Source organism: Stutzerimonas sp. 21-1 (assembly GCF_056336065.1).
Genome location: NZ_CM150500.1, coordinates 194,477 through 219,819 on the forward strand (window position 1 = coordinate 194,477; position 25,343 = coordinate 219,819).

Below are 25,343 nucleotides of genomic sequence, written 5' to 3' on the forward strand. Positions count from 1 at the left end.
AGGCCAAGGCATGCTGGATGCCAATCAAGCGCATATCACCCTCGCCGTTGCCGGCGTTGAAACCGACCTGCAAGTGCTCAGTTTCGACGGCCACGAAAAACTCAACCAGCCCTACCGCTTCGACATCGAGGTGGTCAGCGAGCGCCCCGATCTCGATCTCGAAACCCTGCTACATCGCCCGGCGTACCTCGCCTTCGGCCCGGCCGGCAAGGGCGTGCACGGGGTGCTGCAGCGCGTCCGCCATGGAGAATCGGGCAAGCGGCTGACGCGCTATAGCCTCAGCCTGCGCCCGCAGCTGGCCTACCTGGCGCACAGCTACGACCAGCGCATCTTCCAGCACCTCGGCGTGCCGCAAGTCATCGCGCAGGTGCTGGAGGCTCATGGCATCCAGGCCGATGCCTATCGCTTCCAGCTCGATCACGCGTATCCCCAGCGCGACTATTGCGTGCAGTACGACGAGAGCGACCTGCACTTCATCCAGCGACTGTGCGAGGAGGAGGGCATCAGCTTCCACTTCCAGCACAGCGAGGCCGGCCATGTGCTGGTGTTCGGCGACGATCAGACGGTGTTCGCGAAGCTGGCGCCGCTGGCCTACCAGCAGGATTCCGGGCTGGTCGCCGACCGCGCGGTCGTCAAGCGCTTCGGCGTACGCCTGGGAACCCGCAGCAGCCACGCCAGCCTGCGCGACTACGACTTCGAACAGCCCAGACTGCGGCTGGAGGCCGGCCATGGCAGCGAGTTCGCGCCGATACTGGAGGCCTATGACTATCCCGGCCGCTTCACCACCCGCGAGCGCGGCAAGCACCTGGCCAAACGCAATTTGCAGCGCCTGCGCGCGGACTACGAGCTGGCCGAGGGCGCCAGCGACGCCTATCTGGCGAGCGGTCACTTCCTCGCCCTCACCGACCATCCGCGTCCGTCGTGGAACGATCTCTGGCTGCTCACCGAAGTGCACCATCAGGGCCGACAGCCACAGGTGCTGGAAGAGTCGATCAGCACCGCCACAGCGGAAGGTGGCGACGCCGGCTTCCATCAGGGCTATCGCAACCACTTTGCCGCCACGCCGTGGGATGTCTTCTACCGCCCGCCGCGCGAACATCCCAAACCCAAGGTTCTCGGCAGTCAGACCGCCGTGGTCACTGGGCCCGCTGGAGAAGAAATCCACTGCGACGAGTACGGCCGCGTGAAGGTCCAGTTCCACTGGGATCGTCAGGGCCAAGCCGACGACAAGACCAGCTGCTGGCTGCGCGTCAGCTCCAGCTGGGCCGGCGACTGCTACGGCGGCATCGCCATCCCGCGGGTCGGCATGGAAGTGCTGGTGACCTTCCTCGAAGGCGACCCCGACCAACCGCTGGTCACCGGCTGTCTGTACCACAAGGAACACCAAGTCCCCTACGACCTGCCGGCGAACAAGACCCGCACGGTGTTCAAGACGCTCAGCTCGCCCGGCGGTGGCGGCTACAACGAACTGCGCATCGAAGACCGCAAGGGCGCCGAGCAGATCTACCTCCACGCCCAGCGCGACTGGGACGAGAACATCGAGCACGACCAGAAGATCCGCGTCGGCCACGAGCGCCACGACACGGTGGAAGCCAACAGCTACAGCGAGTTCAGGGCCGAGGAACACCGCACGACTCACGGCGACCGCAAGACCGAAATCAGAACCAGCGATCACCTCATCGTCGGCGACACCCAGCACGTCCGGATCGGCAGCGGGCAATTCATCGAAGCCGGCGATGAGATCCACTACTACGCCGGCAGCAAGGTCGTCATCGACGCCGGCATGGAACTTACCGCCAGCGGTGGCGGCAGCTTCCTCAAGCTCGACCCCAGTGGCGTTACGGTGAGCGGCGCGACGATCAAAATGAATTCCGGTGGCGCACCCGGTAGCGGCTCGGGGCTGAAGGTGCTTGCGTCCGCCCTGCCCAATGCGGCGGACAAGGCCCGCGCCGGCGCCAAGCCGAAGCTGGCGCTGGCCAACACCCAGCTGATGATGGCACGCAAGGCGCAGCAGATCGGCGCCAGCCGCTGCCCGATCTGCGAGGCCTGCAGGGACGGCATCTGCGACACGGGGCCGAGCGCATGAGCGATCCCCTGTACCAGTGGCTCGATGATCAGCGGGCGCAACAGCGACAGCTGCTACTCGTCATCGACGCCCTGGCCGAACCCAATCCCGTTCAGGAGCTGTTTGCCCGCGACCTGATGCACGATTACGTCAATCTCTACCATGCAACCGAGTTTGCCGACCTGGCGGATATCGGTCCGTGGCTGGTCGCCTTGAGCGAGTTCGATATCGGGCAGATCCAGCCGTTGCTCGATGCGCCCGAACGCAACTGGGGCTGGTTGGCCAGCGCCGACCGCGTCGAGCTGCCTGTCCTCGCGCAGCATTGGCGCGAACGCATGCAGGTAGATGAACAGGGACAGCGCTCGCTGTACCGATTCCAGGACAACCGGGTCATCGCCCGTCACCTTGCCGAGCTTGCAGCGCACCAGCAACCGTTGTTGCTGGGGCCTCTGGCGAGCGCCCTGTGCTGGGATGGTGAGCGCTGGCGGTGTTTCGATAACCCACGGCCAGGACAGTACGCGGCACCGTTCGAAGCCGCTTGGTTGGCCCAGCCCGAACCTGACAGCGTCGTGCGGGAAGTCCACCGCCATAACCTGACGCTTTGGCTGTGGCAGAACCATGCGGCGGCCACCGCGCGCCTCGCCGAAACCCGCGTGCTCAGCGATTGGCTGAGTGAGCAACTGGATAAGGCCGGCGTCTGGGGATGGCGGTCGCTGGAACACCTGCAGTTCCTGCTGCGTTATCAGCTCGACCCGGAACTCGCGGACCATCCCGCCTGGATTCCCGAAGAGCGGGAATCTCCTGAGGCGCATTTCGCTCGGCTCAACCAAGTGCTGCACGCCGCTTCTACTGCTCGGGATCAACAGTTATGAATCATTACCTCAAAGCATCCCGCATTCATGTGCTTTCACCGTTGCTGCTGGGTCTGTCCCTGAGTTCCTGCAGCGCATTGGGATCGTTCGGCGGTGAAACCTTTATCTTTGAAGGCGAGTTACCGGCCGATTTCTCGCTCAAGGCGCAAGCGGAATATGACGTTGCCAACGAATGTAACGGCAGTTGGCAGATCAAGACGTTCCAAACGAATTTCGAAGGTACTCCACAACAATACCGTTTCAAAATACCGGTCAACTACCGCTCCGGATTATGCGAAATGCAATTGGCAAAGGTGAAACTGTCTATAAACGGACGTTATGGCGAAAAAGACTGGCAGCAAACCTATGACAACGGGGGATTGGTCATAGTCGATAAACTTCCAGAGGGTGCTCCGGCGTTTGGAGGTGATGGGGTCCTTGCCAAGACGGCGGTGTGTTCTTGGCGGTTCCAGCTTAGTAAGGCTAAATCACGACAGGGGCAAATCAGTAAATTGCTCAACTGCCGGGGGGGCGGGGCGTACTTAGTCAGCGCAGAGTTACCGAGCAGAACGGTTAGATTAATATTTCAGGCTAATCCCGAAGAGAAGCCGTATCGGGACAATACTTGGATAAAAACTTCAAAGGGATGGAAGCCTTGCTTGCCCAAGGACGGTTGGCAGCAGTGTCAAAATCCGCCTGTATTCAAAACGTTTGAAATGAACGACCAAGAATGCAGCGTGTATCCAAATTGCACGGAATAATCAAGGATGAATAAAACAGCCGCAGCTACCCTTGAGTGCCCATTAAGGAATAATTGGATCAGTTTTCGCTTGGTGGATGAGCATGGGAATGGAAGCCCCTATGCTGGATTGTTATATAAGCTACATGGTAACCAAGGCCAGATTTTGGATGGAGTTTTGAATGGCGAAGGTTTTGCGAGAATCGAACATTTGTTATGTGGTCCTTTGATTCTCGATTTATCGATGTCGCCCCTAAAATACTCTGATCCGTGGTACGAAGAAATCTCGATTAGAGATGAGTTCAGTATTCCTGTAACGAATTTGCAAATCGCAGCTGAACAATCGACTTCCGGACCTCGCTGCCCCGATGGGCAGACATATCTAGCGGAAGCACGCGCATCACAAGAAAGTGCTCGTTTTTTTCGAGTGGAAGTGAGTGATTTTACCGAGGCTACCGGTCATCTACCCGAGGCAGACGAGGCTTGGCAGCCGCGCCCTCCAGCCATTCCCAAACGAAATGTTGGTTTGCCGGAAGAGCAACCGGGAATCGTGTTAATGGCAGAAAGCGCGCATTACGTACTCGAAGTCAAAGCCCTGCGCGCCTATAGCCCACTGTTTTCTAGGGATAAGGAGTTCTGTGCGTTGAACGCCTATCACCTGGCGGTGATGAGTGCGTTCGTCTACGCGCCGTTCAGCAAGGAGCCGGGATCGTTCGAGCGTTATGAATCGTCGCCGCCACCCTACACAACGCTCGGTAGCATTGGTCATGTATTGCAGAATCAGCTGGGGCGTCTGGTCAAGCCGACACAATTTAACGCCGCCGGGCCATACCATTTGCTCTGTGAGGAAGTGCCTTATTCCAAACGCCTGGAAATCATGCCGTACGATCCCGAGCGCTATGCGAAGGAGGCGGAGAAGGGCTGGAAGAACCCTGAGGACGTGCACTTTCTCTACGACAAGGACTCCAGTACCCAGGCATTCATCACCCACAACGACAAGATCGTGCTGATTTCGGTACGCGGCACCCAAGAGATGCTTGCCGACACCGGGCGCGACTTGGATGCGCGCCAAGTACCCTACGAGGGCGTAGGCCAAGCACACCGCGGCTTCCATGGCGGCTTTCTGGCGGCAAAGTCTTTTGTCGAGCGTTACTTGGAAGCGTTCTACACCGCTGAACATACGATCATCGTCTGCGGCCACAGCCTCGGTGGTGCTATCGCGCTGCTGCTTGCGGAGTGGCTTCGTCGAAAGTGGTCCGATGACGTTCAGCTCTATACCTTCGGCGCACCTCGCGCCGGCGACCGTGCGTTCGTCCGGGCCGCCCAGCCGTTGACCCACCATCGCATCGTCAATCACGACGATCCCATCCCGGCCTTGCCGCTGCCGTGGATGGATGCGGAGTGGAGGCTGGCGTTGCCCGGTACCGCGCTACTGTTCAGCTCGCCGGTGGCGGGCATCGTGCTGTTGCTCGCAGGACTGGTGAATCTGCACGGCGATCCCTACGAGCATCATGGAGAGCAGCGGCACTTCATGCCGCGCAAGCCGGGCGGCGGAAGCGAGGCAGCCATTCTCTGGCAGCCGGGCTGTGCGCTGATCGACGAGCAGACCTGTGCGCACTACATGGGCGAGATTGCCCTCGACGGGGATATGCCGGAGCGCGTGCCGCTGTCCGGGGCGCATCACTCGAGCGATAGCGGCTACGCCCGCGCAGCGTTGACGACGCTGCTGCGCTGGCATGACAGCGTCGAAAAACGCCAGGGCGCATTGTTCACCGACAGTGAAGTCCGCGATATCCACGCCCAGGTGAAGAATGTCCGACAGCTTCTCGAGAGTTGGCAGCCGCGCTCCTTCAATGAGTTCCGCTGGAAGGTCCGGCGCAGCGGCGACATGCGCTTCTATGGCAAGAGCGATCTGGAGCTGCGCGCCATCTACGCCGACGCGCTGCAGAAAGGCGAGCAGCTTCGCAACGAGCAGGAACAGGCTTTGTCGCGGGCGCAGCAGCGTCTGTTGGCTCAAGCCGCGCGGGTGGTTACGCCGCGCAGCGTCCTGGGTGAATTTGCCGGGCGGGCGGATGTGGTCGAGCTGTTCGCCCAGTGGCAGACCCTGAAAGAGCACCAGGCGGCGCAGAAGCTGGCGGGACTCGCTGCCAGACCGACACCCAGCTACGCCTAGCGGCTCGACGCGGTTGGTCGACTGCCGGCGCGCTCGCTGAAGCCGGGCGCGCCGAACACAGGGCCTGAATTATCGGTTCGCCTGCCGATGGCAGTACGTGCCGACTTACCCTCTCGTTGTGCCGCCCTCCAGTTCGCGCATCAGCAGCCCGTAGGCCAGCTCGACATTCTCGGGCACCGGCAGGTAGACGGTGTGGCCATCGCCCGGCGCGACGTCGATGGACTCGCCGCGGCTGTTCTCCAGTTTTTCCAGGCGCAGGTTGAGATTGCCCTGTGGGGTCATCAGCTCAAGTCGGTCGCCGACGGCGAAACGGTTCTTCACCTTCACCTCGGCCAGGCCGTTGCGGCGCTCGCCGGTCAGTTCGCCGACGAACTGCTGGCGTTCGGAGAGCGAGAAGCCGCGCTCGTAGTTCTGGTATTCGTCGTGCACGTGGCGGCGCAGGAAACCCTCGGTGTAGCCGCGGTGGGCCAGCGATTCGAGGGTGTCCATCAACGACCTGTCGAACGGCCGGCCGGCCAGGGCGTCGTCGATGGCCTTGCGGTAGACCTGCGCGGTGCGCGCCACGTAGTAGTGGCTCTTGGTGCGACCCTCGATCTTCAGCGAGTGCACGCCCATCTGCACCAGCCGCTCGACGTGCTGCACGGCGCGCAGGTCCTTGGAATTCATGATGTAGGTGCCGTGCTCGTCCTCGGTGGCCTCCATGAATTCGCCGGGGCGCGAGACGTCTTCGAGCAGGAATACCTTGTCCGTCGGCGCGCCGACACCCAGGGTCGGGTTGTCCTGTGCCTCGACCTGCTGCACGGCGATGGGCTCGTAGAGGTGGACCGAGTTGCCCAGTTCATCCTCCTTGGCCTCGTGGGTTTTGTATTCCCAGCGGCAGGCGTTGGTGCAGGTGCCTTGGTTGGGGTCGCGCTTGTTGATGTAGCCCGACAGCAGGCAGCGGCCGGAATAGGCCATGCACAGCGCGCCGTGAACGAAGACTTCCAGCTCCATGTCCGGCGCCTGTTCGCGGATCTCGCCGATCTCCTCCAACGACAGTTCGCGCGAGAGAATCACCCGGCTGACGCCCTGGCTTTCCCAGAACTTCACCGTGGCCCAGTTCACCGCGTTCGCCTGCACCGAGAGGTGGATGGTCTGCTGCGGGAAGTGCTGGCGCACCAGCATGATCAGGCCGGGGTCGGACATGATCAGCGCATCCGGACCCATCGCCACCACCGGCTCCAGATCCCTGATGAAGGTCTTCAGCTTGGCGTTGTGCGGGGCGATGTTGACCACCACGTAGAACTGCTTGCCCAGCGCATGGGCCTCGTCGATGCCCAGCTTGAGGTTGGCGTGGTCGAACTCGTTGTTGCGTACGCGCAGGCTGTAGCGTGGCTGCCCCGCGTAGACCGCGTCGGCGCCGTAGGCGAAGGCGTAGCGCATGGATTTCAGCGTGCCGGCGGGTGACAGCAGCTCGGTACGGCGGGTGGTACTCATGGGGGCGGGACTCGCAGGGGCATCGAAGCGCGGCATTCTACTGCGCTCGTGCCCGGAGTGCGCGGCCAATGGGCGGATCGGCGGTCGTGCAGGGCGCCCCGTCTGGCGGAGCGCCCGCTGGCCTCAGGTGGGCGATGCCTCCTTGAGCATCTCGTAGAGGCGGTCCTTGAGCTGCAGTTTTTCCTTCTTCAGGGTTTCGACTTCGCTGTCGGTGCCGGGGATGATGCGCGCCTCGATGTTCTTGACGCGCTGGTCCAGCTCGTTGTGCTCGTCGAACAGGCGGGCGAACGCCCGGTTCTCAGCCTTCAGGCGGGTGATCAGATCGCGGTATTCGGGAAACATGGAAACTCCTGCGTGGTGGGTGAGCTGCGCGCGGTCGGCCACGCCACGCAAGGTGCACACGTGAACCGTGACCGGCTTCCTGACTCCATGCTCTGCCCGGCGCCCGCGGGGGGTATTGACCGGCGTCAGCCGCTGCCGTGAAAGCCGCCGCAAAGCAAAACGCCGGACAATGCCCGGCGTTTTGGCGAGTGCCTCGAAGGCTCAGGCGGCGGCGATCACATCGCCATGGTTCTCCGGCTCGATCAGCGCACGGTGCAGCGCGGCGATGGCGGCGGCATAGTCTTCCTCATTGACCACGCACTGCATCTCCACCTGGCGGATCGACTGGTGCAGCGCCTGGATGCTGATACCGGCCTCGGCCAGTGCCGTGGCGGTACGCGCGAGGATGCCCTTGACCTTGAGGTTGGAGCCGATCGCCGACACCACGGCGACGTTGTGCATGGTCACCTCGGCCGCCGGGAAGCGCTCCTCGATCAGCCGCGCGGCGCGGTTGATCGCCTTGCGCGAGCCGCTGACGTAGTAGGTGATGCTGTTGGCATCGCAGCCCTTGTTGATCACGTACAGCTTGAGCTGCTTGAGCAGCTTGCTGATCTCGATGTCGTGCTCGGGGTCGCCGAGCATTTCCTGGTCGAACACTTCGATGCCGAAGACATCCTTGCGCCCGGCGATGATCTCCACGCAGGGCCGCGCGCTGCAGTAGCCCTGGCTGATCAGCGTGCCGCCGTGCTCGGGCTCGAAGGCGTTCTTGATGCGCAGTTCGATGCCGGCGCGACGCAGCGTGCGCGCGGCGCGCGGGTGGATCGCTTCCATGCCGAGGTTCGACAGCTGGTCGGCGACGTCGTAATTGGTGCGGCCGATGGTGACTACCTTGTCGACGCCGACCAGGTTCGGGTCGGCGCTGCTGAGGTGGAATTCCTTGTGGATGATCGCCTCGCGCGCGCCGGTGGCGGCGGCGATCTGGGCGAAGGTGATCTCGCTGTAGCCGCGGTCGAAGGTGTTCATCAGGCCTTCGGCGCAATGCGCGTAGCCGGTGGCGATGATCAGTTCGCGGCTGAGGTCGAGGCCGGCGAAGCTCTGCGCGATCATCGTCTCGAACGGCAGTGGCTTGTCCATCTGCCAGCCGCTGAGGTCGACCAGCCGTGCATTGATGTCGCGCTGGCGGAGCGCCAGCACACTGTTGAAGGCACTGTGCGCCTCGCCGAGCGAGGCAAGCATCTCGCGCACCTTCATCAGGTTCTCGCTGAGCTGGAAATGGCCGTAGCTGCACAGCTTGTGCAGGCTGTCCATGCAATCGCGGGCGTCGTTGATGCGCTCGTTGACGAAGCGGTCGGCGGCTTGCAGCTCGGGCGTGCCGGTGAACAGCTCGGCGTTCTTCTCCAGCATGCGCTGGCGCACGGTCTCCAGCGCTTCGCGCCAGGCTTCGTCGTTGTGCGCCTCGGCGAAGCGCTGGTAGACGCCCGGCTCGCCGGTCTTCTTGTGCTCGAGCAGCAGGTTGGTCATGCCGCTGTAGGCCGAGACGACGAACACGCGCTGGTACAGCGCGTCACCCTGGCGCGAGCCGATGAAGATGTTGTCGAGCAGTTCGTCGAAGCGGCTCATCGACGTGCCGCCGATCTTTTCCACGGTATGCATCTATTTATTACGTCCGCATCTGGCAGGCCGCTGGCAGGCCGCGCGCGGGAGCGCCGGCGGTCAACGAGCTGGAAATGGATTCATCCCCCGGCCGTGTGGCACCGCCGGGGTCGGGTCGTCATCAGACGCACCCGAACGCCTCAAGGATACTGTTGCGGCTGAATGTCGAGCGGCTTGAATGTCTCGCGCTCGGCGACGAACGCCGGGCGCGGCTTGTGCGCGCAGAACGGAGCCAGCAGCGCATTATCCACATGGTTGTAGACGTAGAACAGATTGCTCCGCGCACTGGGCGTGATATTGCCGTTGGAGCCGTGCATGGTGTTGCAGTCGAAGAACACCACGCTGCCGGCCGGGCCGGTGGCGCAGTCGATGCCGAAACGGCTGGCCAGCTCGCTCAGGCTGTTCTGGTCGGGCACGCCGATCTCCTGCTTGCGCAGGGATTTCTCGTAGTGATTCTCCGGCGTGGCGCCGACGCAGCGCACGTAGTGGCGGTGCGAACCGGGCATCAGCATCAGCGGGCCATTGTGCGGCTCGTTGTCGGTCAACAGGATCGAGCAGGACAGGCAGCGCATGCGCGGCATGCCGTCCTCGACGTGCCAGGTCTCGAAATCCGAATGCCAGTAGAACTCCTTGCCGCTGAAGCCGGGTTTGAAGTTCATCCGCGACTGATGCACGTAGACGTCGCCGCCGAGGATGAAGCGGGCGATGCCGGCGATGCGCTCATCGGCGGCGACGCGGGCGAACAGCGCGTTGTCCTTGTGGATGGCGAACACCGAGCGGATCGCGCCGCTGTCGGGTTCCTGGATGGTCTTGCCGGAGTCGGCGACGGCCGGATCCCGGCGCATGCGCTCGAGTTCGGCGCGAAACAGCGCCACTTCCGCGGCACTGAACAGATTGGGGATGACCAGGTAGCCGTCGCGCTCGAAGCGTTCGATCAGCTCGGCGGCGATCGGCGCGTTCTCCAGGTCGCTGCGGTAGACGACCGGGTCCAGACGGTCCTGCCAACGCGGCTGGTCCTCGTGGCGCGAGGGATACAGGTCGGCTTGCATAGGCTGCACGCTTGCCTCCTTTCTTGTAGTGGCGGGGCGGCATGCTCGCCGCCCCGGTGAATCAGACGGTTTCGGCCTCCAGCGGATAGACGCCGCTGGCGTCGTGCACTTCGCGGCCGTTGAGCGGCGGGTTGAACACGCAGGCCAGCTTCATGTCCTCGCTGCCGCCACGCAGCAGGTGCTCGTCATGCTGATCCAGCACGTACAGCGTGCCCGGCTCGATCTTGTAGATCTTGCCGTCGGCGAGGGTTTCGATCTCGCCGTTGCCGCTGATGCAGTACACCGACTCGAAGTGGTTCCGGTAGTGGATGTGTGTCTCGCTGCCGGCGTAGATGGTGGTGATGTGGAAGGAGAAACCGACGTTGTCCTCCTTGAGCAGCATGCGGGTGCTGTCCCAGGTGCCGGTCTGGCTGTGGACCTTGCGCTCGGTCTTTTCGCATTCGGCGAGGGTTCTGACGATCATCTGCAAATACCTCAGGAAGCCTGGTTCGCGGTCTGTTCGCTCATCACGGCGGCGAACGCCTTGTCGAGGATGGCGAGCGCCTTGTCGATCTGGTCGTCGCCGATCACCAGCGGGCAGAGGCACTTGACCACTTCGCTGTGGGCGCCGCTGGTCTCGATCACCAGACCGTTATCGAAGGCGTGACGGCAGACGGCGGCAGCGATCTCGCCATCCGGGCAGCTGATGCCGAGCATCATTCCGCGGCCCTTGAGGAACAGCGAATCCGGGCCGTGGCGGCGGATGATGCGCTGCATGCCGTCGGCGATGCGCTTGCCCTTGGCCTTCACGCTGCTGGCGAACGTGTCGTTCTGCCAGAAGTGCTCCAGCGCCGCGGCGGCGGTGACGAAGGCGTGGTTGTTGCCGCGGAAGGTGCCGTTGTGTTCGCCCGGCTGCCACTGGTCCAGCTCCTGGCGCAGCAGCACCATGGCGAACGGCAGGCCGTAGCCGGACAGCGACTTGGACAGGGTGACGATGTCCGGCTGGATGCCCATCTCCTCGAAGCTGAAGAAGCTGCCGGTGCGGCCGCAGCCGGCCTGGATGTCGTCGACGATCAGCAGCATCTCGTGCTTGCGGCAGAGCTTTTCCAGCTTGCGCATCCACTCGGCCGAGGCGACGTTCAGGCCGCCTTCGCCCTGCACCGTCTCGACGATCACCGCGGCCGGCTTGTCGATGCCGCTGGAGGGGTCGGACAGCAGCTTGTCCATCATGCCGATGGTGTTGGTCTTGTCGCCGAAGTAGTTGGCGTAGGGCATGCGACTGACATCGCTGAGGCCGGTGCCGGCGCCGCCGCGGTGGTGCTGGTTACCGGTCGCGGCCAGCGCGCCGATGCTGCAGCCGTGGAAGCCGTTGGTGAAGCTGATGATGTTGTTGCGCCCGGTGACCTTGCGCGCCAGCTTCAATGCCGCCTCGACCGCATTGGTGCCGGTCGGGCCGGTGAACTGCATGCGGTAGCTGCCCATGCCGCGCGGCTCGAGAATCAGCCGGTTGAAGGTGTCGAGAAAGCGCGCCTTGGCCGCGGTGTACATGTCCAGGCCGTGGGTGATGCCGTCGCGCTCGATGTAGTCGAGCAGCGCCTGCTTGAGCACCGGGTGGTTGTGCCCGTAGTTGAGTGTGCCGGCGCCGGCGAGGAAATCGATGTAGTGCGTGCCGTCCTGAGTAATCAGCTCGGCACCGAGCGCCTGGTTGAAAACCACGGGGAAGGAACGGCAGTAGCTGCGAACCTGGGATTCGTTCAGTTCAAAGGTGTTCATGCGTGCTCCTTGAGCTCTTCTTCTAGGTGGGAAACGGTGAACGGACCGGCGCGGTAGAGCACCTCGTCCTCGTGCTGTCCGGCGAAATGCGTGTCGCGGGCGAACAGCGTGCGCGTCGTGCAATTGGCGTCGAGGCGGTCGAAGGCGCGCTTGAACAGCGCCTGCGACGCCGCGTTGTCCGGCGAGATGGTGGTTTCCATGAAACGTACGCCGTGTTCGCCAGCGACGCGGGCGGTCAAGGCCAGCAGCATGCGCAGGGCCAGCCCCTGGCCACGCATCGAGGCGTCGACGGCGACCTGCCAGACGAACAGCGTGTCCGGCCGTGAGGGCGGGCGATAACCGGAGATGAAGCCGACCAGGCGGCCGTCGGCGGTTTCGGCGGCGATGGCGGTGTCGGCGAAGTCGGAGCACTGCAGCAGGTTGCAGTAGACCGAGTTCCTGTCGAGGGGCTGGCAGCGCGCTACCAGCTGATGGAGGTTGTAACCGTCGCTGTCGGTTGGACGACGGAGCATTACGGTGGCAAAACTCAAAACAACTCCTTTCGGTTGATTCAGTCCTTTTTCAGGGTAAACACATCGAAAAGATTATCTCAACCCGCTGCGCCGATATTGGCCGCGAGTCGGCGGATATGAACTCGTAGAATATCCACGGATAACGGTAAGTTACCGAAGGTGATTCAACGTGTTTCACGGCGCCAATTTGAACGAGATACGGAGGTCGATGTCGAAGTTGAACTTGGCGTTCGCGCAAAGTTCCATGCGAATGGCGGGAATGTAGGCTAAAGGCCGCGTACGGCGTGGCTTTGCAGCGGATTCAATTGCAGTGCTGGCAGTCTCGAGAACGGCGGAAAGTTGCCGCAGAACTATCTGGCCGATATGGCATAGCATGCGGTTGAATATCGCGAAGCAACTGCTGGATGAACTTGGCGTGGTTCACTGGCTAGCGAGCGCCCTCATCTGGGGCGTTGCCGGAAAGTTGATCTTGTGTGATGTGACGTAGGATGCGGGAAGTTCCTGCGAATCATCTGGCGGCATATCGGCCATATATGCCGCGCAGTATGGCGTGATTCGCGCGCGCAGTTCACCCAGTGCGCGCGGAGCGCCTCAATGCGACCAGCCGCGACCCTGGCGTTCGATGAACTGGTGGGCCTGTTCCGGGCCGTCGCTGCCGGCGGGGTAGGGGCGCGGTTTGCGGTAATGGCCCTGCCAGCCGCGCAGGATGGGATCGACCCACTGCCAGGCCGCTTCCACCTCGTCGCGCCGCATGAACAGCGTGGAATCGCCCTCGATCACGTCGAGCAGCAGGCGCTCGTAGGCGTCCCAGCGGCGGCTGCTGCTGAAGGCGTGCGCCAGGTTCAGATCCAGTTCCACTGGTTCGAGCTGCATGCCCTTGCCCGGCGCCTTGGCCATTAGCTGCAGGCCGATGCATTCCTCCGGCTGCAGGCGGATCACCAAGCGGTTGGCTTCGCCCTTCTTGAACAGCAGGTGCGGCACCGGTTTGAAGGTGATGATGATTTCCGAGCGCTTGCGCGCCATGCGCTTGCCGGTGCGCAGGTAGAACGGCACGCCGGCCCAGCGCCAGTTGTCGATTTCGGCCTGCACGGCGACGAAGGTTTCGGTATCGCTGTCGTTGTCGATGCTGGGCTCGAAGTAGTAGGCCGGTACGTCGTGGCCGCCGATCTGGCCGGCGCCGTATTGGCCGCGCACGGTCTTGTCGAGCACGTCCATGCCAGTGATCGGCTTGAGCGCCTGCAGCACCTTGACCTTCTCGTTGCGCACCGACTCGGCGTCGAAGCGCACCGGCGCCTCCATCGCCACCAGGCAGAGCAGCTGCAGCAGGTGGTTCTGCAGCATGTCGCGCATGGCGCCAGCGTGGTCGTAGTAGCCGCCGCGGTTCTCCACGCCGAGCGTTTCCGCCACGGTGATCTGCACATGATCGATATGCCCGGCGCGCCAGATCGGCTCGAACAGCGCGTTGGCGAAGCGCAGCGCCATGAGGTTCTGCACGGTTTCCTTGCCCAAGTAGTGGTCGATCCGGTAGATGCGCGACTCGGCGAACACCGCGCCGATCGCCGCATTGATCGCGCGCGCCGATTCCAGCGAGTGGCCGATGGGTTTCTCCAGCACGATGCGCGCGTTTTCCCCGGCCAGTCCGGCGCTTTCCAGATGGCTGGCGATGGGCTCGAACAGGTCCGGCGCGGTGGCCAGGTAGTAGACCCGCACGCGCCTGTCACCGCTGCCCAGGTGGTGCGCCAGGCGGACGAATTCGCCGCGCTGGCTGGCGTCCATGGCGAAATAGTCCAGCCGCTGGGCGAAGGCCTGCCAGGTGTCGACGCTGAAGTCGCTGCGCGCGACCTGCGCGCGGCAGTGGCGTTCGGCCAGGGCCAGATAGCCGGCGCGGTCGAGCTTCTTGCGCGCCAGCGCGAGAATCCGCACGTCGCTGTGCAGGCGGCCGTCGCGGTGCAGGTGATAGAGCGCCGGCAGCAGCTTGTGCAGGGTCAGGTCGCCGGTTCCGCCGAACACGAGCATGTCACAGGAAATCGACACGGGAGCACTCCTGGAGGCCAAAAAGGGGGCGTCGCGGCGAGGCTTGTAGTATAACTACCGCCCCACTACAACCCGCTGATGGTCGAGCGGCGCTGCGGCGCCCGGGCCATCGCCCGCGAGCATAAGCGAGTCCGCCACGTGAATCTGCTGCAACACATCGCCCAATCGAGAAGTCTGTTGAGGAAGTCGGAACTGAAGGTGGCCGACCACGTCCTGCTCGATCCGGCGTCGGTGATGCACAGTTCGATGGCCGATCTGGCCCATGCGGTGGGTGTCAGCGAGCCGACCATCGTGCGTTTCTGCCGCGCCATCGGCTGCCAGGGCTTCCAGGACCTCAAGCTGAAACTGGCGCAGAGCCTGGCCGCCGGCGCCAGCTTCGGCCAGTTCGCCATCAGCGAGAACGACTCGGTGATGGATGTCAGCCTGAAGATTTTCGACACCACTCTGCACACCCTGATGGAGGTGCGCGAGCGCCTCGATCCGCAGGCGCTGGAACGCGCCATCGAGGCCTGCGCCAAGGCCGAGCGGGTGGAGTTCTACGGCTTCGGCGCGTCCGGCGCGGTGGCCACCGATGCCCAGCACAAGTTCTTCCGGCTGCTGCTGTCGGCGGCAGCGTATTCCGACCCGCACATGCAGGCGATGTCGGCGGTGACGCTCAAGCCCACCGACGTGGCGATCTGTATCTCGCAGTCGGGACGCTCCAAGGACCTGCTGATCACCGCCAACGTGGTGCGCGAATCCGGCGCCACGCTGATCACCCTGTGCCCGAGCCAGACGCCGCTCGCCGAGCTGGCGACCATCAACCTGGCCATCGACGTGCAGGAAGACACCGAGATCTACACCCCGCTGACCTCGCGCATCGCCCATCTGGTGGTGATCGACGTGCTGGCGATGGGCGTGGCGATGGCGCGCGGCCCGAGCCTGGTCAACCACCTCAAGAGCGTCAAGCGCAGCCTGCGCAGCCTGCGGCTGTCGCCCAAATCGGTGAAGCACGACGACTGAACGGGCGCGTTCATCGCTCGTTCAACGCACTGTCTTCAAGGCGTCATCTGACGGTCCGATGCTGGGTTTCCCGATACCCGTCCTGGGAGACCGCCCATGTACCCGTATACCGACCTTCCGCCGTCCGACTCCAAGGCCCGCCGCAAGGAGCAGGACGTGCGGCGTATGCAGTTCCGTCGCGCCATCGAGAGTTACGCCGAGGAGCGCCGTCTGCACGCGCTGCTGGACCCGTTCGCCGAGCCGGCCGCATTCACCGCGCAGCGGGCTTGGGCGGAGAACCGCCGAAGCGCGCGGCCAGCGCACTGACCTGCGCGCGCTGGTCACGGATGAAGGCGAAGAACGCCTGGGCCACCGGGCTCAGGCGTTTGCCGCGGGCATGCGCGACGCACCAGCTGCGGTAGAGCGGTAGCTCATCCACCGGCAGCTCGCGCAGCAGGCCGTGGGTCAGTTCCAGCGTCACCGCATGGCGCGGCAGCAGCGCCACGCCGAGGCCGGCGATCACCGCTTCGCGCAGCGCATCGAGCGAAGCGATCTGCACGGTCTGGGCGAAGTGCGCACGCTTCTGCTGGAAGTATTCCTCGCACGCCTTGCGCGTGCCCGAGCCGGGTTCGCGCACTAGCAGCGGATAGGCTGCCAGGTCCTGCAGCGACAGCCGGCTGGCCTGGCACAGCGGGTGTTCCGGCGGCGCCACGGCGACGATCGGGTTGTTGAGGAACGGCAGGAATTCCAGCGCGACCTCCGAAGGCATCAGCGACATGATCACCAGATCGTCGCGGTTGTCCGACAGCCGCTTGATCACCTGCGCACGGTTGACCACGCTCAGCTGCAGGCTGACGTCCGGGTGCTGGCGGCGAAATGCGGCGAACAGGTGCGGTACGAAGTATTTGGCGCTGGATTCCACCGCCAGATTGAGCTGGCCCTGCAGCGAGCCCTGCAGGTCGGTCAGCTGCATGTCGAGGCTGTCGAGACGGGCGAAGATGTCGCTGCTGGCGCGCTTGAGCGCCTCGGCGGCTTCGGTCAGGTAGAGCTTCTTGCCGACGTACTCGAACAGCGGCTGACCGACCAGCTCTTCGAGCTGGCGAATCTGCAGGCTCACCGCCGGCTGGGTCAGCGCCATTTCCTCGGCCGCACGGCTGTAGGAGCGACTTTCGCAGACGGCGCCGAACACCTGCAGCTGGCGCAGCGTCATGCGCATCAGGGACTTTCGCATGAGGGTTCTCCGGCGCCCGGGCGCCTGGCAAACAAACGAATTTTTACTGTTCGAGCGGTCAGCTCAGCGCGCCGCAGCCCGGTAACGCCGGTATCTGCACGCATGTATAAGTTTTCACTTATCCATAAGCAAACAATTATTTATTTTCGGTAATCGATAAGCGAGGCGTAGGGTAAAAACGCTCGCCGAGGCGGGCGCTTCCCGACCCGTGCTGCGGGTCGCCTGCTCATCGATCCGAGGAAGACAGCGTGATCAAGAAGCTGCTGATCGCCAACCGCGGGGAAATTGCGGTGCGCATCGTGCGTGCCTGTGCCGAAATGGGCGTTCGCTCGGTGGCGGTGTTCTCCGAGGCCGACCGCCATGCGCTGCACGTCAAGCGCGCCGACGAGGCGTATTCCATTGGTGAAGACCCGCTGGCCGGCTACCTGAACCCGCGCAAGCTGGTGAACCTGGCGGTGGAAACCGGCTGCGATGCGCTGCACCCGGGCTACGGCTTCCTCTCCGAGAATGCCGAACTGGCAGAAATCTGCGCCGAGCGCGGCATCCGTTTCGTCGGTCCGAGCGCCGAAGTCATCCGCCGCATGGGCGACAAGACCGAAGCGCGGCGCAGCATGATCAAGGCCGGTGTGCCGGTCACGCCGGGCACCGAAGGCAACGTCGCCGACCTCGCCGAGGCGCTGCGCGAAGCCGAGCGTATCGGCTACCCGGTGATGCTCAAGGCCACCTCCGGCGGCGGCGGCCGCGGCATTCGTCGCTGCAACTCGCAGGCAGAGCTGGAATCGGCCTACCCGCGGGTGATTTCCGAGGCGACCAAGGCCTTCGGCAGCGCCGAGGTGTTCCTCGAGAAATGCATCGTCGAGCCCAAGCACATCGAGGCTCAGGTGCTGGCCGACTCGTTCGGCAACACCGTGCACCTGTTCGAGCGCGACTGCTCGATCCAGCGGCGCAACCAGAAACTCATCGAGATCGCCCCCAGCCCGCAGCTGACTCCCGAGCAACGCGCCTACATCGGCGACCTCGCGGTCAAGGCGGCCAAGGCGGTGGGCTACGAGAACGCCGGCACCGTGGAGTTCCTGCTCGCCGATGGTGAGGTGTACTTCATGGAGATGAACACCCGCGTGCAGGTGGAGCACACCATCACCGAGGAAATCACCGGCATCGACATCGTCCGCGAGCAGATCCGCATCGCCGCGGGCCAGCCGCTGTCGGTCAAGCAGGAAGACATCCAGTACCGCGGCTATGCGCTGCAGTTCCGCATCAACGCCGAGGACCCGCGCAACAACTTCCTGCCGTGCTTCGGCAAGATCACCCGCTACTACGCGCCCGGTGGCCCCGGCGTGCGCACCGACACGGCGATCTACACCGGCTACACCATCCCGCCGTACTACGACTCCATGTGCCTGAAGCTGGTGGTCTGGGCGCTGACCTGGGAAGAGGCGCTGGCGCGTGGCTCGCGCGCGCTGGACGACATGCGCGTGCAGGGCGTGAAGACCACCGCCACCTACTACCAGCAGATTCTTGCCAACCCGGATTTCCGCAGCGGCCAGTTCAACACCAGCTTCGTCGACAACCACCCGGAGCTGCTGCACTACTCGATCAAACGCAAGCCGGGCGAACTGGCCCTGGCCATCGCCGCTGCCATTGCCGCCCACGCAGGCCTGTGAGGAACGACCCATGACTGCTCAGAAGAAAATCAGTGTTACCGACACCATCCTGCGTGACGCGCACCAGTCGCTGCTGGCGACCCGCATGCGCACCGAAGACATGCTGCCGATCTGCGACAAGCTCGACCGCGTCGGCTACTGGTCGCTGGAAGTCTGGGGCGGCGCCACCTTCGACGCCTGCGTGCGCTTCCTCAAGGAAGACCCGTGGCAGCGCCTGCGCCAGCTCAAGGCCGCACTGCCCAACACCCGCCTGCAGATGCTGCTGCGCGGGCAGAACCTGCTCGGCTACCGCCACTACAGCGACGACGTGGTCGAGGCCTTCGTCGCCAAGGCCGCGGAGAACGGCATCGACGTGTTCCGCATCTTCGATGCGATGAACGACGTACGTAACCTGGAAACCGCCATCCGCGCGGTGAAGAAGGCCGGCAAGCACGCCCAGGGCACCATCGCCTACACCACCAGCCCGGTGCACACCATCGACGCCTTCGTCGAGCAGGCGCGGAAGATGGCGGCGATGGGCATCGACTCGATCGCCATCAAGGACATGGCCGGCCTGCTCACGCCGTACGCCACCGGCGCACTGGTCAAGGCGCTGAAGGAGGCGCTGCCGCAGCTGGACGTGGTGGTGCACTCGCACGACACCGCCGGCGTGGCCAGCATGTGTCAGCTCAAGGCCGTGGAAAACGGTGCCGACCGCATCGACACCGCCATCTCGTCGATGGCCTGGGGCACCAGCCATCCGGGCACCGAGTCGATGGTCGCCGCGCTGCGTGACACGCCGTACGACACCGGCCTCGATCTGGAACTGCTGCAGGAGATCGGCCTGTACTTCTACGCGGTGCGCAAGAAGTACCACCAGTTCGAGAGCGAATTCACCGGCGTCGACACCCGCGTGCAGGTAAACCAGGTGCCCGGCGGGATGATTTCCAACCTCGCCAACCAGCTCAAGGAGCAGGGCGCGCTGCACCGCATGGACGAAGTGCTGGCGGAGATTCCCAAGGTGCGCCAGGACCTCGGCTTCCCGCCGCTGGTCACCCCGACCTCGCAGATCGTCGGCACCCAGGCGTTCTTCAACGTGCTCGCCGGCGAACGCTACAAGACCATCACCAACGAGGTGAAGCTCTACCTGCAGGGCCGCTACGGTCAGGCCCCGGCACCGGTGTGCGAGCGCCTGCGCTTCATGGCCATCGGCAGCGAGGAAGTCATCGAATGCCGTCCGGCCGATCTGATCGCGCCGGAGCTGGACAAGCTGCGCAAGGAAGTCGGCGCGCTGGCCAAGAGCGAAGAGGACGTGCTGACCTACGCCATGTTCCCGGACATCGGCCGCAAGTTCCTCGAAGAGCGCGAAGCCGGCACCCTGCAGCCCGAAGCGCTGCTGCCGATCCCGGGCACCACCACCAGCGTCGCCCAGGAAGGCGTGCCGACCGAGTTCGTCATCGACGTGCACGGTGAAACCTACCGCGTCGACATCACCGGCGTCGGCGTCAAGGCCGAAGGCAAGCGCCACTTCTATCTGTCCATCGACGGCATGCCGGAAGAAGTGGTGTTCGAGGCGCTCAACGAGTTCGTCGGCGGTGGCAGCAGCGGACGCAAGCAGGCCAGCGCGCCGGGCGACGTCAGCACGACCATGCCGGGCAACGTGGTCGACGTGCTGGTCAAGGTCGGCGATACGGTCAAGGCCGGCCAGCCGGTACTGGTCAGTGAGGCGATGAAGATGGAAACCGAAATCCAGGCGCCGATCGCCGGCACCGTGAAGGCGGTACACGTCGGGAAAGGTGACCGCGTCAACCCGGGCGAAGTCTTGATTGAAATCGAGGCCTGATAGCGCGTGTCGTAACGAATCAGGGAGCCCGCGCGGCTCCCTTTTTTTCAGCCGCGGATGTCGACCAGGGACGGGCTCGGATTCCAATCCTCTGCCAGGAGAAACAAATGGGTATCGACCCCGTCGTATTGTTCTTCGTCTTCGGCCTGTGCGCCGGGCTGCTCAAGAGCGAACTGAAGCTGCCGCCGGCGCTGTACGACACGCTGTCCATCGTGCTGCTGTTGGCCATCGGCTTGCACGGCGGCGTCGAGCTGGCCGAGCAGGCCAGTGCCGCGCTGCTTGGCCAGTCGCTGCTGGTGCTGGCGTTGGGCATGCTGCTGCCGGTGCTGGCGTTCGGTCTGTTGCGCGGCCTGCGCTTCGACCGCATCAACGCCGCAGCGGTCGCCGCGCACTACGGCTCGGTCAGTGCCGGTACCTTCGCCGTGGTGGTGGCCTATCTGGCGGCGCGCCAGGTGGCGTTCGAGAGCTACATGCCGCTGTTCGTGGCGATCCTCGAGATTCCGGCGATCCTGGTCGGCATCCTGCTGGCCAAGGGCGTGTCGCGCGATACCCACTGGAAGGCGCTGGGCCGCGAGATCTTCCTCGGCAAGAGCATCATGCTGCTGCTCGGCGGCCTGCTGATCGGTGCGATCGCCGGCAAGGAAGCGATCAAACCGCTGGAGCCGCTGTACACCAGCATGTTCAAGCCGGTGCTGGCGTTCTTCCTGCTGGAGATGGGCCTGATCGCCTCCGGTCAGCTCGCTTCGCTCAAGCGCTACGGCATCAAGCTTGCGGCCTTCGCGCTGGTGATGCCGCTACTCGGTGCGCTGGTCGGCGCGTTGCTGGCGCGCTTCATGGGGCTGTCGCTGGGCGGCACGGCGATGCTCGCCACGCTCTCTGCCAGCGCCTCGTACATCGCGGTGCCGGCGGCGATGCGTCTGGCGGTGCCGGAGGCCAACCCGTCGCTGTCGCTGACCGCCTCGCTGGGCATCACCTTTCCCTTCAACATCCTGATCGGCATACCGCTCTATCTGGCGCTGGCCGAGCGACTGATCGCCTGGGGACTCTGAGATGAACGCACACACCCGCACCCTGCTCACGGTGATCTGCGAAGCCGCGCTGGAGCACAAGCTGGAAGCCGACCTGCAGGCGCTCGGCGCACCCGGCTGGACCCTGTCCGACGCCCGTGGCAGCGGCAGCCGCGGCGTGCGCAGCGCCGAGTGGAACACCGACGGCAACATCCGCCTGGAAGTCATCTGCAGTCGCGAGATCGCCGAGCGCATCGCCGCGCACCTGCAGGCCCGTTACTACGAACACTTCGCGATGGTCTGCTACCTCGCCGAAGTACAAGTGCTGCGCCCGGAGAAATTCTGAAGCGCGCCAACACACCTTGCGAGAGTCGAACATGAGCAATCAGCAACGCAACGAAAGTGCCCAGGAGGCGCTCGATCACATCATCGGTGGGGTCAAGCGCTTTCGCGAGGAGATCTATCCCCAGCAGCGCGAGCTGTTCGAGAAGCTCGCCTTCGAGCAGAAGCCGCGAGCGATGTTCATCACCTGCGCCGACTCGCGGATCATTCCCGAGCTGATCACCCAGAGCTCGCCGGGCGATCTGTTCGTCACCCGCAACGTCGGCAACGTGGTGCCGCCGTACGGGCAGATGCTCGGCGGCGTCTCCACCGCGATCGAGTTCGCCGTGGTGGCGCTCGGCGTGCAGCACATCATCATCTGCGGCCATTCGGACTGCGGCGCGATGAAGGCGGTGCTCGACCCGGCGTCGCTGCAGCGCATGCCCACGGTCAAGGCCTGGCTGAGCCACGCCGAGGTTGCCCGGCACGTGGTGGAGGAAAACTGCGGCTGTGCCAACGAGCACACCCTAGGCATCCTCACCGAGGAAAACGTGGTCGCCCAGCTCGACCACCTGCGCACCCACCCCTCGGTCGCCGCGCGCCTGGCCAGCGGCCAGCTGTTCATCCACGGCTGGGTTTACAACATCGGCAGCAGCGAGATCCGCGCCTACGACGCGCAGACGGGCGAGTTCCGCCTGATCGGCGACGGCCCGCTGCCGATGGCTACGCCGCGGGCGCGCTACCTGGCGGAGTGAGCCCGATCCGATCGAGAAATTTGCTGGGAAAGCGCAGCGGTTAGCGTGTTTTTCATTGCAGTTGCCGATAACACGGCGCAGTTCAGGCAACTTTTTCGACGCACGCTGTCTTAGAGGCCAGTGAGGAAAGCGGCTCCGGTCGCCCCTCGGCCAAGGACAGACAGCGTGACACACTCCCTCGAATCGACCGGGTCCGTGCTGGACCCGGCAGCGCCCGTGCGCGACTCGGCCGCCACGGCGCCGACGCTCTATCGTGCACTGGCACGTCTGGCCGCTGCCGCTCCGCGGCGGCCGGCACTGCTCGCCACGCGCTTCGCCCCGCTGGATCGCGGCGCCCTGTGCGATCAGCTCGACGGCATCCGCCATCAGCTGCGCCGGGCCGGCCTCGGTCGCGAGGCGAAGATCGGCGTGATGATCCCCGACGCCGCCCAGGCCGCCGTCGGCATCCTCGGCGTCGCCTGTTCGGCGGTCGCCGTGCCGCTCGATCCGCGCCTCGGGCCGGCCGAACTGGACCAGTTCCTCGAACAGCTGCCGCTCGATGCGCTGCTGATCATCGACGGCGGCCCCGATGCCGGCTATCGCGCCGCGCACCGGCACGACCTGCCGCTGATCATCGCCGAGCCCGCCGAAGACGGCAGCGCCGGTCTGCTGCTGCGCGTCACGGCGGCGGCGGTTCCGGCGCCCGATGCCGAGCCGGAAGCGGACGCGCCGGCATTCATCCTGCGTAGCTCCGGCACCACCGCGCGGCCCAAACTGATCCCGTTCAGCCATCGCAACATGCTCGCCGCCGCGCAGAACTGGCAGCGCTGGTTCCGCCTGAACGCCGAAGACCGCTGCCTGTGCGTCTCGGCGCCGTACTACTCGCACGGGCTCAAGGTGACCATCCTCACCCCGCTGCTCGGTGGCGGCAGCGTGGCGTTCCCGCTCAGCCCGGCGACCGTGGACCTGCACGAGTGGTTCGAGACGCTCCAGCCGAGCTGGTATTCCGCCGGCCCGGCGCTGCACCGCGCGGTGCTCGAAGCCACCCACAGCCGCCCCGAGGCGTTCGCCCGGCATCGCCTGCGCTTCGCCTCTTCGGGCGGGGCGCCGTTGCAGCAGGAGATCGTCGATGGCCTGCAGGCGGCACTGGGCATGCCGCTGCTCGAACACTACGGTTCCAGCGAGGCTGCGCAGATCGCGGTGAACACGCCGTTTCCCGGTGAGCACAAGGCCGGCACGGTCGGCCGGCCGCTGCCGGGCAGCGTGCGCATCGTCGACGACGTCGGCGCATCGGTCGCTGTCGGCGAGCGCGGCGAGGTGCTGCTCCGCGGGCCGACACTGATGGCTGGCTATCTCGGCGATCCGGCGCTGAACCAGGCGGCCTTTCACGATGGCTGGTTCCACACCGGCGATCTCGGCAGCTTCGACGCCGACGGCTTTCTGCGCCTGCACGGCCGCCTGCGCGAGGTGATCAACCGCGGCGGCGAGAAGGTCAGCCTGCAGGAAGTCGACGATGCACTGCTGCGCCACCCGGCCGTGGCCGAGGCCGCAGCGTTCGCTGTGCCGCATCCGCGCCTCGGCGAGGACGTCGCCGCCGCGGTGGTGCTGCGCCCGGGCATGCAGGTGGAGGCGGAGGCGCTGCGTGAGTTTCTGCGTGGTGAACTGGTGTATTTCAAGGTGCCGCGGCGCATCCAGCTGCTCGATGAACTGCCGCGCGGGTTGACCGGCAAGGTGCTGCGCCACCGCCTGAGCGATGCGCTGCTGGCGATGCGTGCCGCCCAGGCGCGCGCCGGCATCACCTCCGAGGATGCCCAGCTGACGCCGTTGGAGCGCGACGTGCTGAGCGTCTGGCGGCGCCTGCTGAAGACCGACGCGGTCGGCCCGGACGACAACTTCTTCGACTGCGGCGGCGATTCGCTGCTCGCCACCGAGATGCTCGCCGAACTCGAACAGCTGCTCGGGCGCATGATTCCCGAGACGGTGCTGGTCGAGGAGAGCGCGCGCAAGCTCGCCGCGCGCCTGCAGGACCTCGCCGGGCAGGTGATCCCGGTGATCGAGTTCAACCAGGACCCGCAGCGCACGCCGCTGTTCTGGTTCCACGGCGACTTCGCCCAGGGCGGCTACTACATCCGCCGTCTGGCCAAGCTGCTCGGTTCGCGGCAACCGCTGATCGCCATCGCCCCGCATGGCCTGGATAACGAGCCGATTCCGGCATCGGTCGAGCAGATGGCCCGCGCGCGACTGCCGCTGATTCTCGAACGGCAGACGCGCGGTCCGTACCGCATCGGCGGCTACTGCAACGGCGCGCTGGTGGCGTTCGAAACCGCACGCCTGCTGATCGAGGCCGGCGAGGAGGTGGAGATCGTCGCGCTGATCGACCCGCCGACCGCCAACGTGCGGCCCTGGTCGCGCGTGATCCTGCGCAGCGCCGACGCATTGCTGTCGGAAACCTTGCTGGCGCGCACCTACGAGGCGCTGAGCCGCTTCGGCGAGACCAGCAAATGGCCCTATCCCAAGCGCATCGCCAACCTGCTGCACAAGCTCGGCGGGCGCCTGCTGCGCCGCGCCAGCACGGAGGCCGCGCCGACGGCGCGCGACCTGGAAGTGCGCGAGCGCTTCCAGCGTTACTCGCTGGCGATGGCGCGCTACCTGCCCGGGCGGCTGGCGGCGCCGGTGGTGTATTTCTCCGCCGATTACACCAGCCACGCGTGGCGCAACATGGGCATCCGCTTCGAGAGTTACGACGTACTGGGCGGCCATCACCGCTGCGTGAAGGACTACACCGCCTCGATCGCCACGCCGCTGCGTGCCCTGCTGGAGCAGGCCGAGCCCGGCCCGCTGGTTTCCCTTACCGAGTCCCCCGACCATGATCGTACCGTGCACTGAGTCGGCCATCGTGCCGCTGGCCGCCAATCTGGCGGCGTTTCCGCGCGTGAACGGCGCCCAGCCGGTCGCTGC

21 protein-coding genes are annotated in these 25,343 nt (G+C 64.8%); 12 read left to right on the top strand and 9 right to left on the bottom strand.

Annotation, left to right across the window (positions count from 1 at the left end):
- The first annotated feature begins 10 nt into the window (after positions 1–10).
- Genes AC0ZJQ_RS00920 through AC0ZJQ_RS00935 form a run of 4 tightly spaced genes read left to right on the top strand, consistent with a single transcriptional unit; the run spans position 11 to position 5,828 of the window.
- Positions 11–2,086, top strand: coding sequence for a type VI secretion system Vgr family protein (locus tag AC0ZJQ_RS00920; RefSeq protein ID WP_476477210.1), 2,076 nt, complete (start codon positions 11–13; stop codon positions 2,084–2,086).
- Positions 2,083–2,937: a DUF4123 domain-containing protein gene (locus tag AC0ZJQ_RS00925; protein WP_476477211.1), complete on the top strand. Its 855-nt coding sequence runs from the start codon at positions 2,083–2,085 to the stop codon at positions 2,935–2,937. The genes AC0ZJQ_RS00920 and AC0ZJQ_RS00925 overlap by 4 nt, the downstream gene beginning before the upstream one ends.
- Positions 2,934–3,677 (top strand): hypothetical protein, encoded by a 744-nt coding sequence (locus AC0ZJQ_RS00930; RefSeq protein WP_476477212.1) that lies wholly within the window; start codon positions 2,934–2,936, stop codon positions 3,675–3,677. Before AC0ZJQ_RS00925 ends, AC0ZJQ_RS00930 begins: the two co-directional genes overlap by 4 nt.
- Positions 3,678–3,683: 6 nt before the next feature.
- Positions 3,684–5,828, top strand: a complete 2,145-nt coding sequence (locus tag AC0ZJQ_RS00935; protein ID WP_476477213.1) for a lipase family protein — start codon at positions 3,684–3,686, stop codon at positions 5,826–5,828.
- Between the two features lie 105 nt (positions 5,829–5,933).
- On the opposite strand, the gene trhP is transcribed toward AC0ZJQ_RS00935, so the two are convergent.
- The 8 genes from trhP to zwf form a co-directional block, all read right to left on the bottom strand.
- Positions 5,934–7,304: a prephenate-dependent tRNA uridine(34) hydroxylase TrhP gene (gene trhP, locus AC0ZJQ_RS00940; RefSeq protein WP_037020100.1), complete on the bottom strand. Its 1,371-nt coding sequence runs from the start codon at positions 7,302–7,304 to the stop codon at positions 5,934–5,936.
- 123 nt (positions 7,305–7,427) lie between these two features.
- On the bottom strand, positions 7,428–7,646 hold the full coding sequence (locus AC0ZJQ_RS00945) for an HP1242/YdcH family protein (RefSeq protein ID WP_008568607.1): 219 nt from the start codon (positions 7,644–7,646) through the stop codon (positions 7,428–7,430).
- Positions 7,647–7,847: 201 nt separating this feature from the next.
- Positions 7,848–9,278, bottom strand: a complete 1,431-nt coding sequence (locus tag AC0ZJQ_RS00950) for an aspartate kinase (RefSeq protein WP_314019989.1) — start codon at positions 9,276–9,278, stop codon at positions 7,848–7,850.
- Between the two features lie 140 nt (positions 9,279–9,418).
- Positions 9,419–10,327, bottom strand: a complete 909-nt coding sequence (gene thpD, locus AC0ZJQ_RS00955; protein WP_008568605.1) for an ectoine hydroxylase — start codon at positions 10,325–10,327, stop codon at positions 9,419–9,421.
- Positions 10,328–10,388: 61 nt separating this feature from the next.
- Positions 10,389–10,790 carry an ectoine synthase gene (locus AC0ZJQ_RS00960; RefSeq protein WP_165594123.1) on the bottom strand — a complete coding sequence of 134 codons (402 nt, stop codon included), beginning with the start codon at positions 10,788–10,790 and terminating at the stop codon, positions 10,389–10,391.
- Positions 10,791–10,801: 11 nt separating this feature from the next.
- Positions 10,802–12,079, bottom strand: a complete 1,278-nt coding sequence (ectB, locus tag AC0ZJQ_RS00965; RefSeq protein ID WP_476477214.1) for a diaminobutyrate--2-oxoglutarate transaminase — start codon at positions 12,077–12,079, stop codon at positions 10,802–10,804.
- Positions 12,076–12,591 carry a diaminobutyrate acetyltransferase gene (ectA, locus tag AC0ZJQ_RS00970; protein ID WP_273527265.1) on the bottom strand — a complete coding sequence of 172 codons (516 nt, stop codon included), beginning with the start codon at positions 12,589–12,591 and terminating at the stop codon, positions 12,076–12,078. The genes ectB and ectA overlap by 4 nt, the downstream gene beginning before the upstream one ends.
- 591 nt (positions 12,592–13,182) lie before the next feature.
- A complete protein-coding gene (gene zwf / locus AC0ZJQ_RS00975) occupies positions 13,183–14,625 on the bottom strand; it encodes a glucose-6-phosphate dehydrogenase (RefSeq protein WP_476477215.1) in 1,443 nt (480 codons plus the stop codon).
- 138 nt (positions 14,626–14,763) lie between these two features.
- Between zwf and hexR the strand changes: the two genes are divergently transcribed.
- Entirely contained in the window at positions 14,764–15,627 is an 864-nt protein-coding gene (gene hexR, locus AC0ZJQ_RS00980; RefSeq protein WP_008568600.1) for a transcriptional regulator HexR, read from the top strand.
- 96 nt (positions 15,628–15,723) lie between these two features.
- Positions 15,724–15,933 (top strand): PA3496 family putative envelope integrity protein, encoded by a 210-nt coding sequence (locus tag AC0ZJQ_RS00985; RefSeq protein ID WP_008568599.1) that lies wholly within the window; start codon positions 15,724–15,726, stop codon positions 15,931–15,933.
- Here AC0ZJQ_RS00985 and AC0ZJQ_RS00990 read toward each other — a convergent pair.
- On the bottom strand, positions 15,878–16,837 hold the full coding sequence (locus tag AC0ZJQ_RS00990; protein ID WP_314019990.1) for a LysR family transcriptional regulator: 960 nt from the start codon (positions 16,835–16,837) through the stop codon (positions 15,878–15,880). The genes AC0ZJQ_RS00985 and AC0ZJQ_RS00990 overlap by 56 nt on opposite strands.
- Positions 16,838–17,085: 248 nt before the next feature.
- Between AC0ZJQ_RS00990 and AC0ZJQ_RS00995 the strand changes: the two genes are divergently transcribed.
- From AC0ZJQ_RS00995 to AC0ZJQ_RS01020, 6 genes are all read left to right on the top strand, one after another.
- Positions 17,086–18,501, top strand: a complete 1,416-nt coding sequence (locus AC0ZJQ_RS00995; protein ID WP_008568597.1) for an acetyl-CoA carboxylase biotin carboxylase subunit — start codon at positions 17,086–17,088, stop codon at positions 18,499–18,501.
- Positions 18,502–18,511: 10 nt separating this feature from the next.
- Positions 18,512–20,323: a sodium-extruding oxaloacetate decarboxylase subunit alpha gene (oadA, locus tag AC0ZJQ_RS01000; RefSeq protein WP_102829159.1), complete on the top strand. Its 1,812-nt coding sequence runs from the start codon at positions 18,512–18,514 to the stop codon at positions 20,321–20,323.
- A 107-nt stretch (positions 20,324–20,430) separates the two neighbouring features.
- Positions 20,431–21,372 (top strand): sodium-dependent bicarbonate transport family permease, encoded by a 942-nt coding sequence (locus tag AC0ZJQ_RS01005; RefSeq protein WP_008568595.1) that lies wholly within the window; start codon positions 20,431–20,433, stop codon positions 21,370–21,372.
- A gap of 1 nt (position 21,373) precedes the next feature.
- Positions 21,374–21,676 (top strand): P-II family nitrogen regulator, encoded by a 303-nt coding sequence (locus AC0ZJQ_RS01010; RefSeq protein ID WP_213662361.1) that lies wholly within the window; start codon positions 21,374–21,376, stop codon positions 21,674–21,676.
- A gap of 31 nt (positions 21,677–21,707) precedes the next feature.
- Positions 21,708–22,406, top strand: a complete 699-nt coding sequence (locus tag AC0ZJQ_RS01015) for a carbonic anhydrase (protein WP_213662362.1) — start codon at positions 21,708–21,710, stop codon at positions 22,404–22,406.
- A 165-nt stretch (positions 22,407–22,571) separates the two neighbouring features.
- On the top strand, positions 22,572–25,271 hold the full coding sequence (locus AC0ZJQ_RS01020) for an AMP-binding protein (RefSeq protein ID WP_476477216.1): 2,700 nt from the start codon (positions 22,572–22,574) through the stop codon (positions 25,269–25,271).
- The last annotated feature ends 72 nt before the right edge of the window (positions 25,272–25,343 follow it).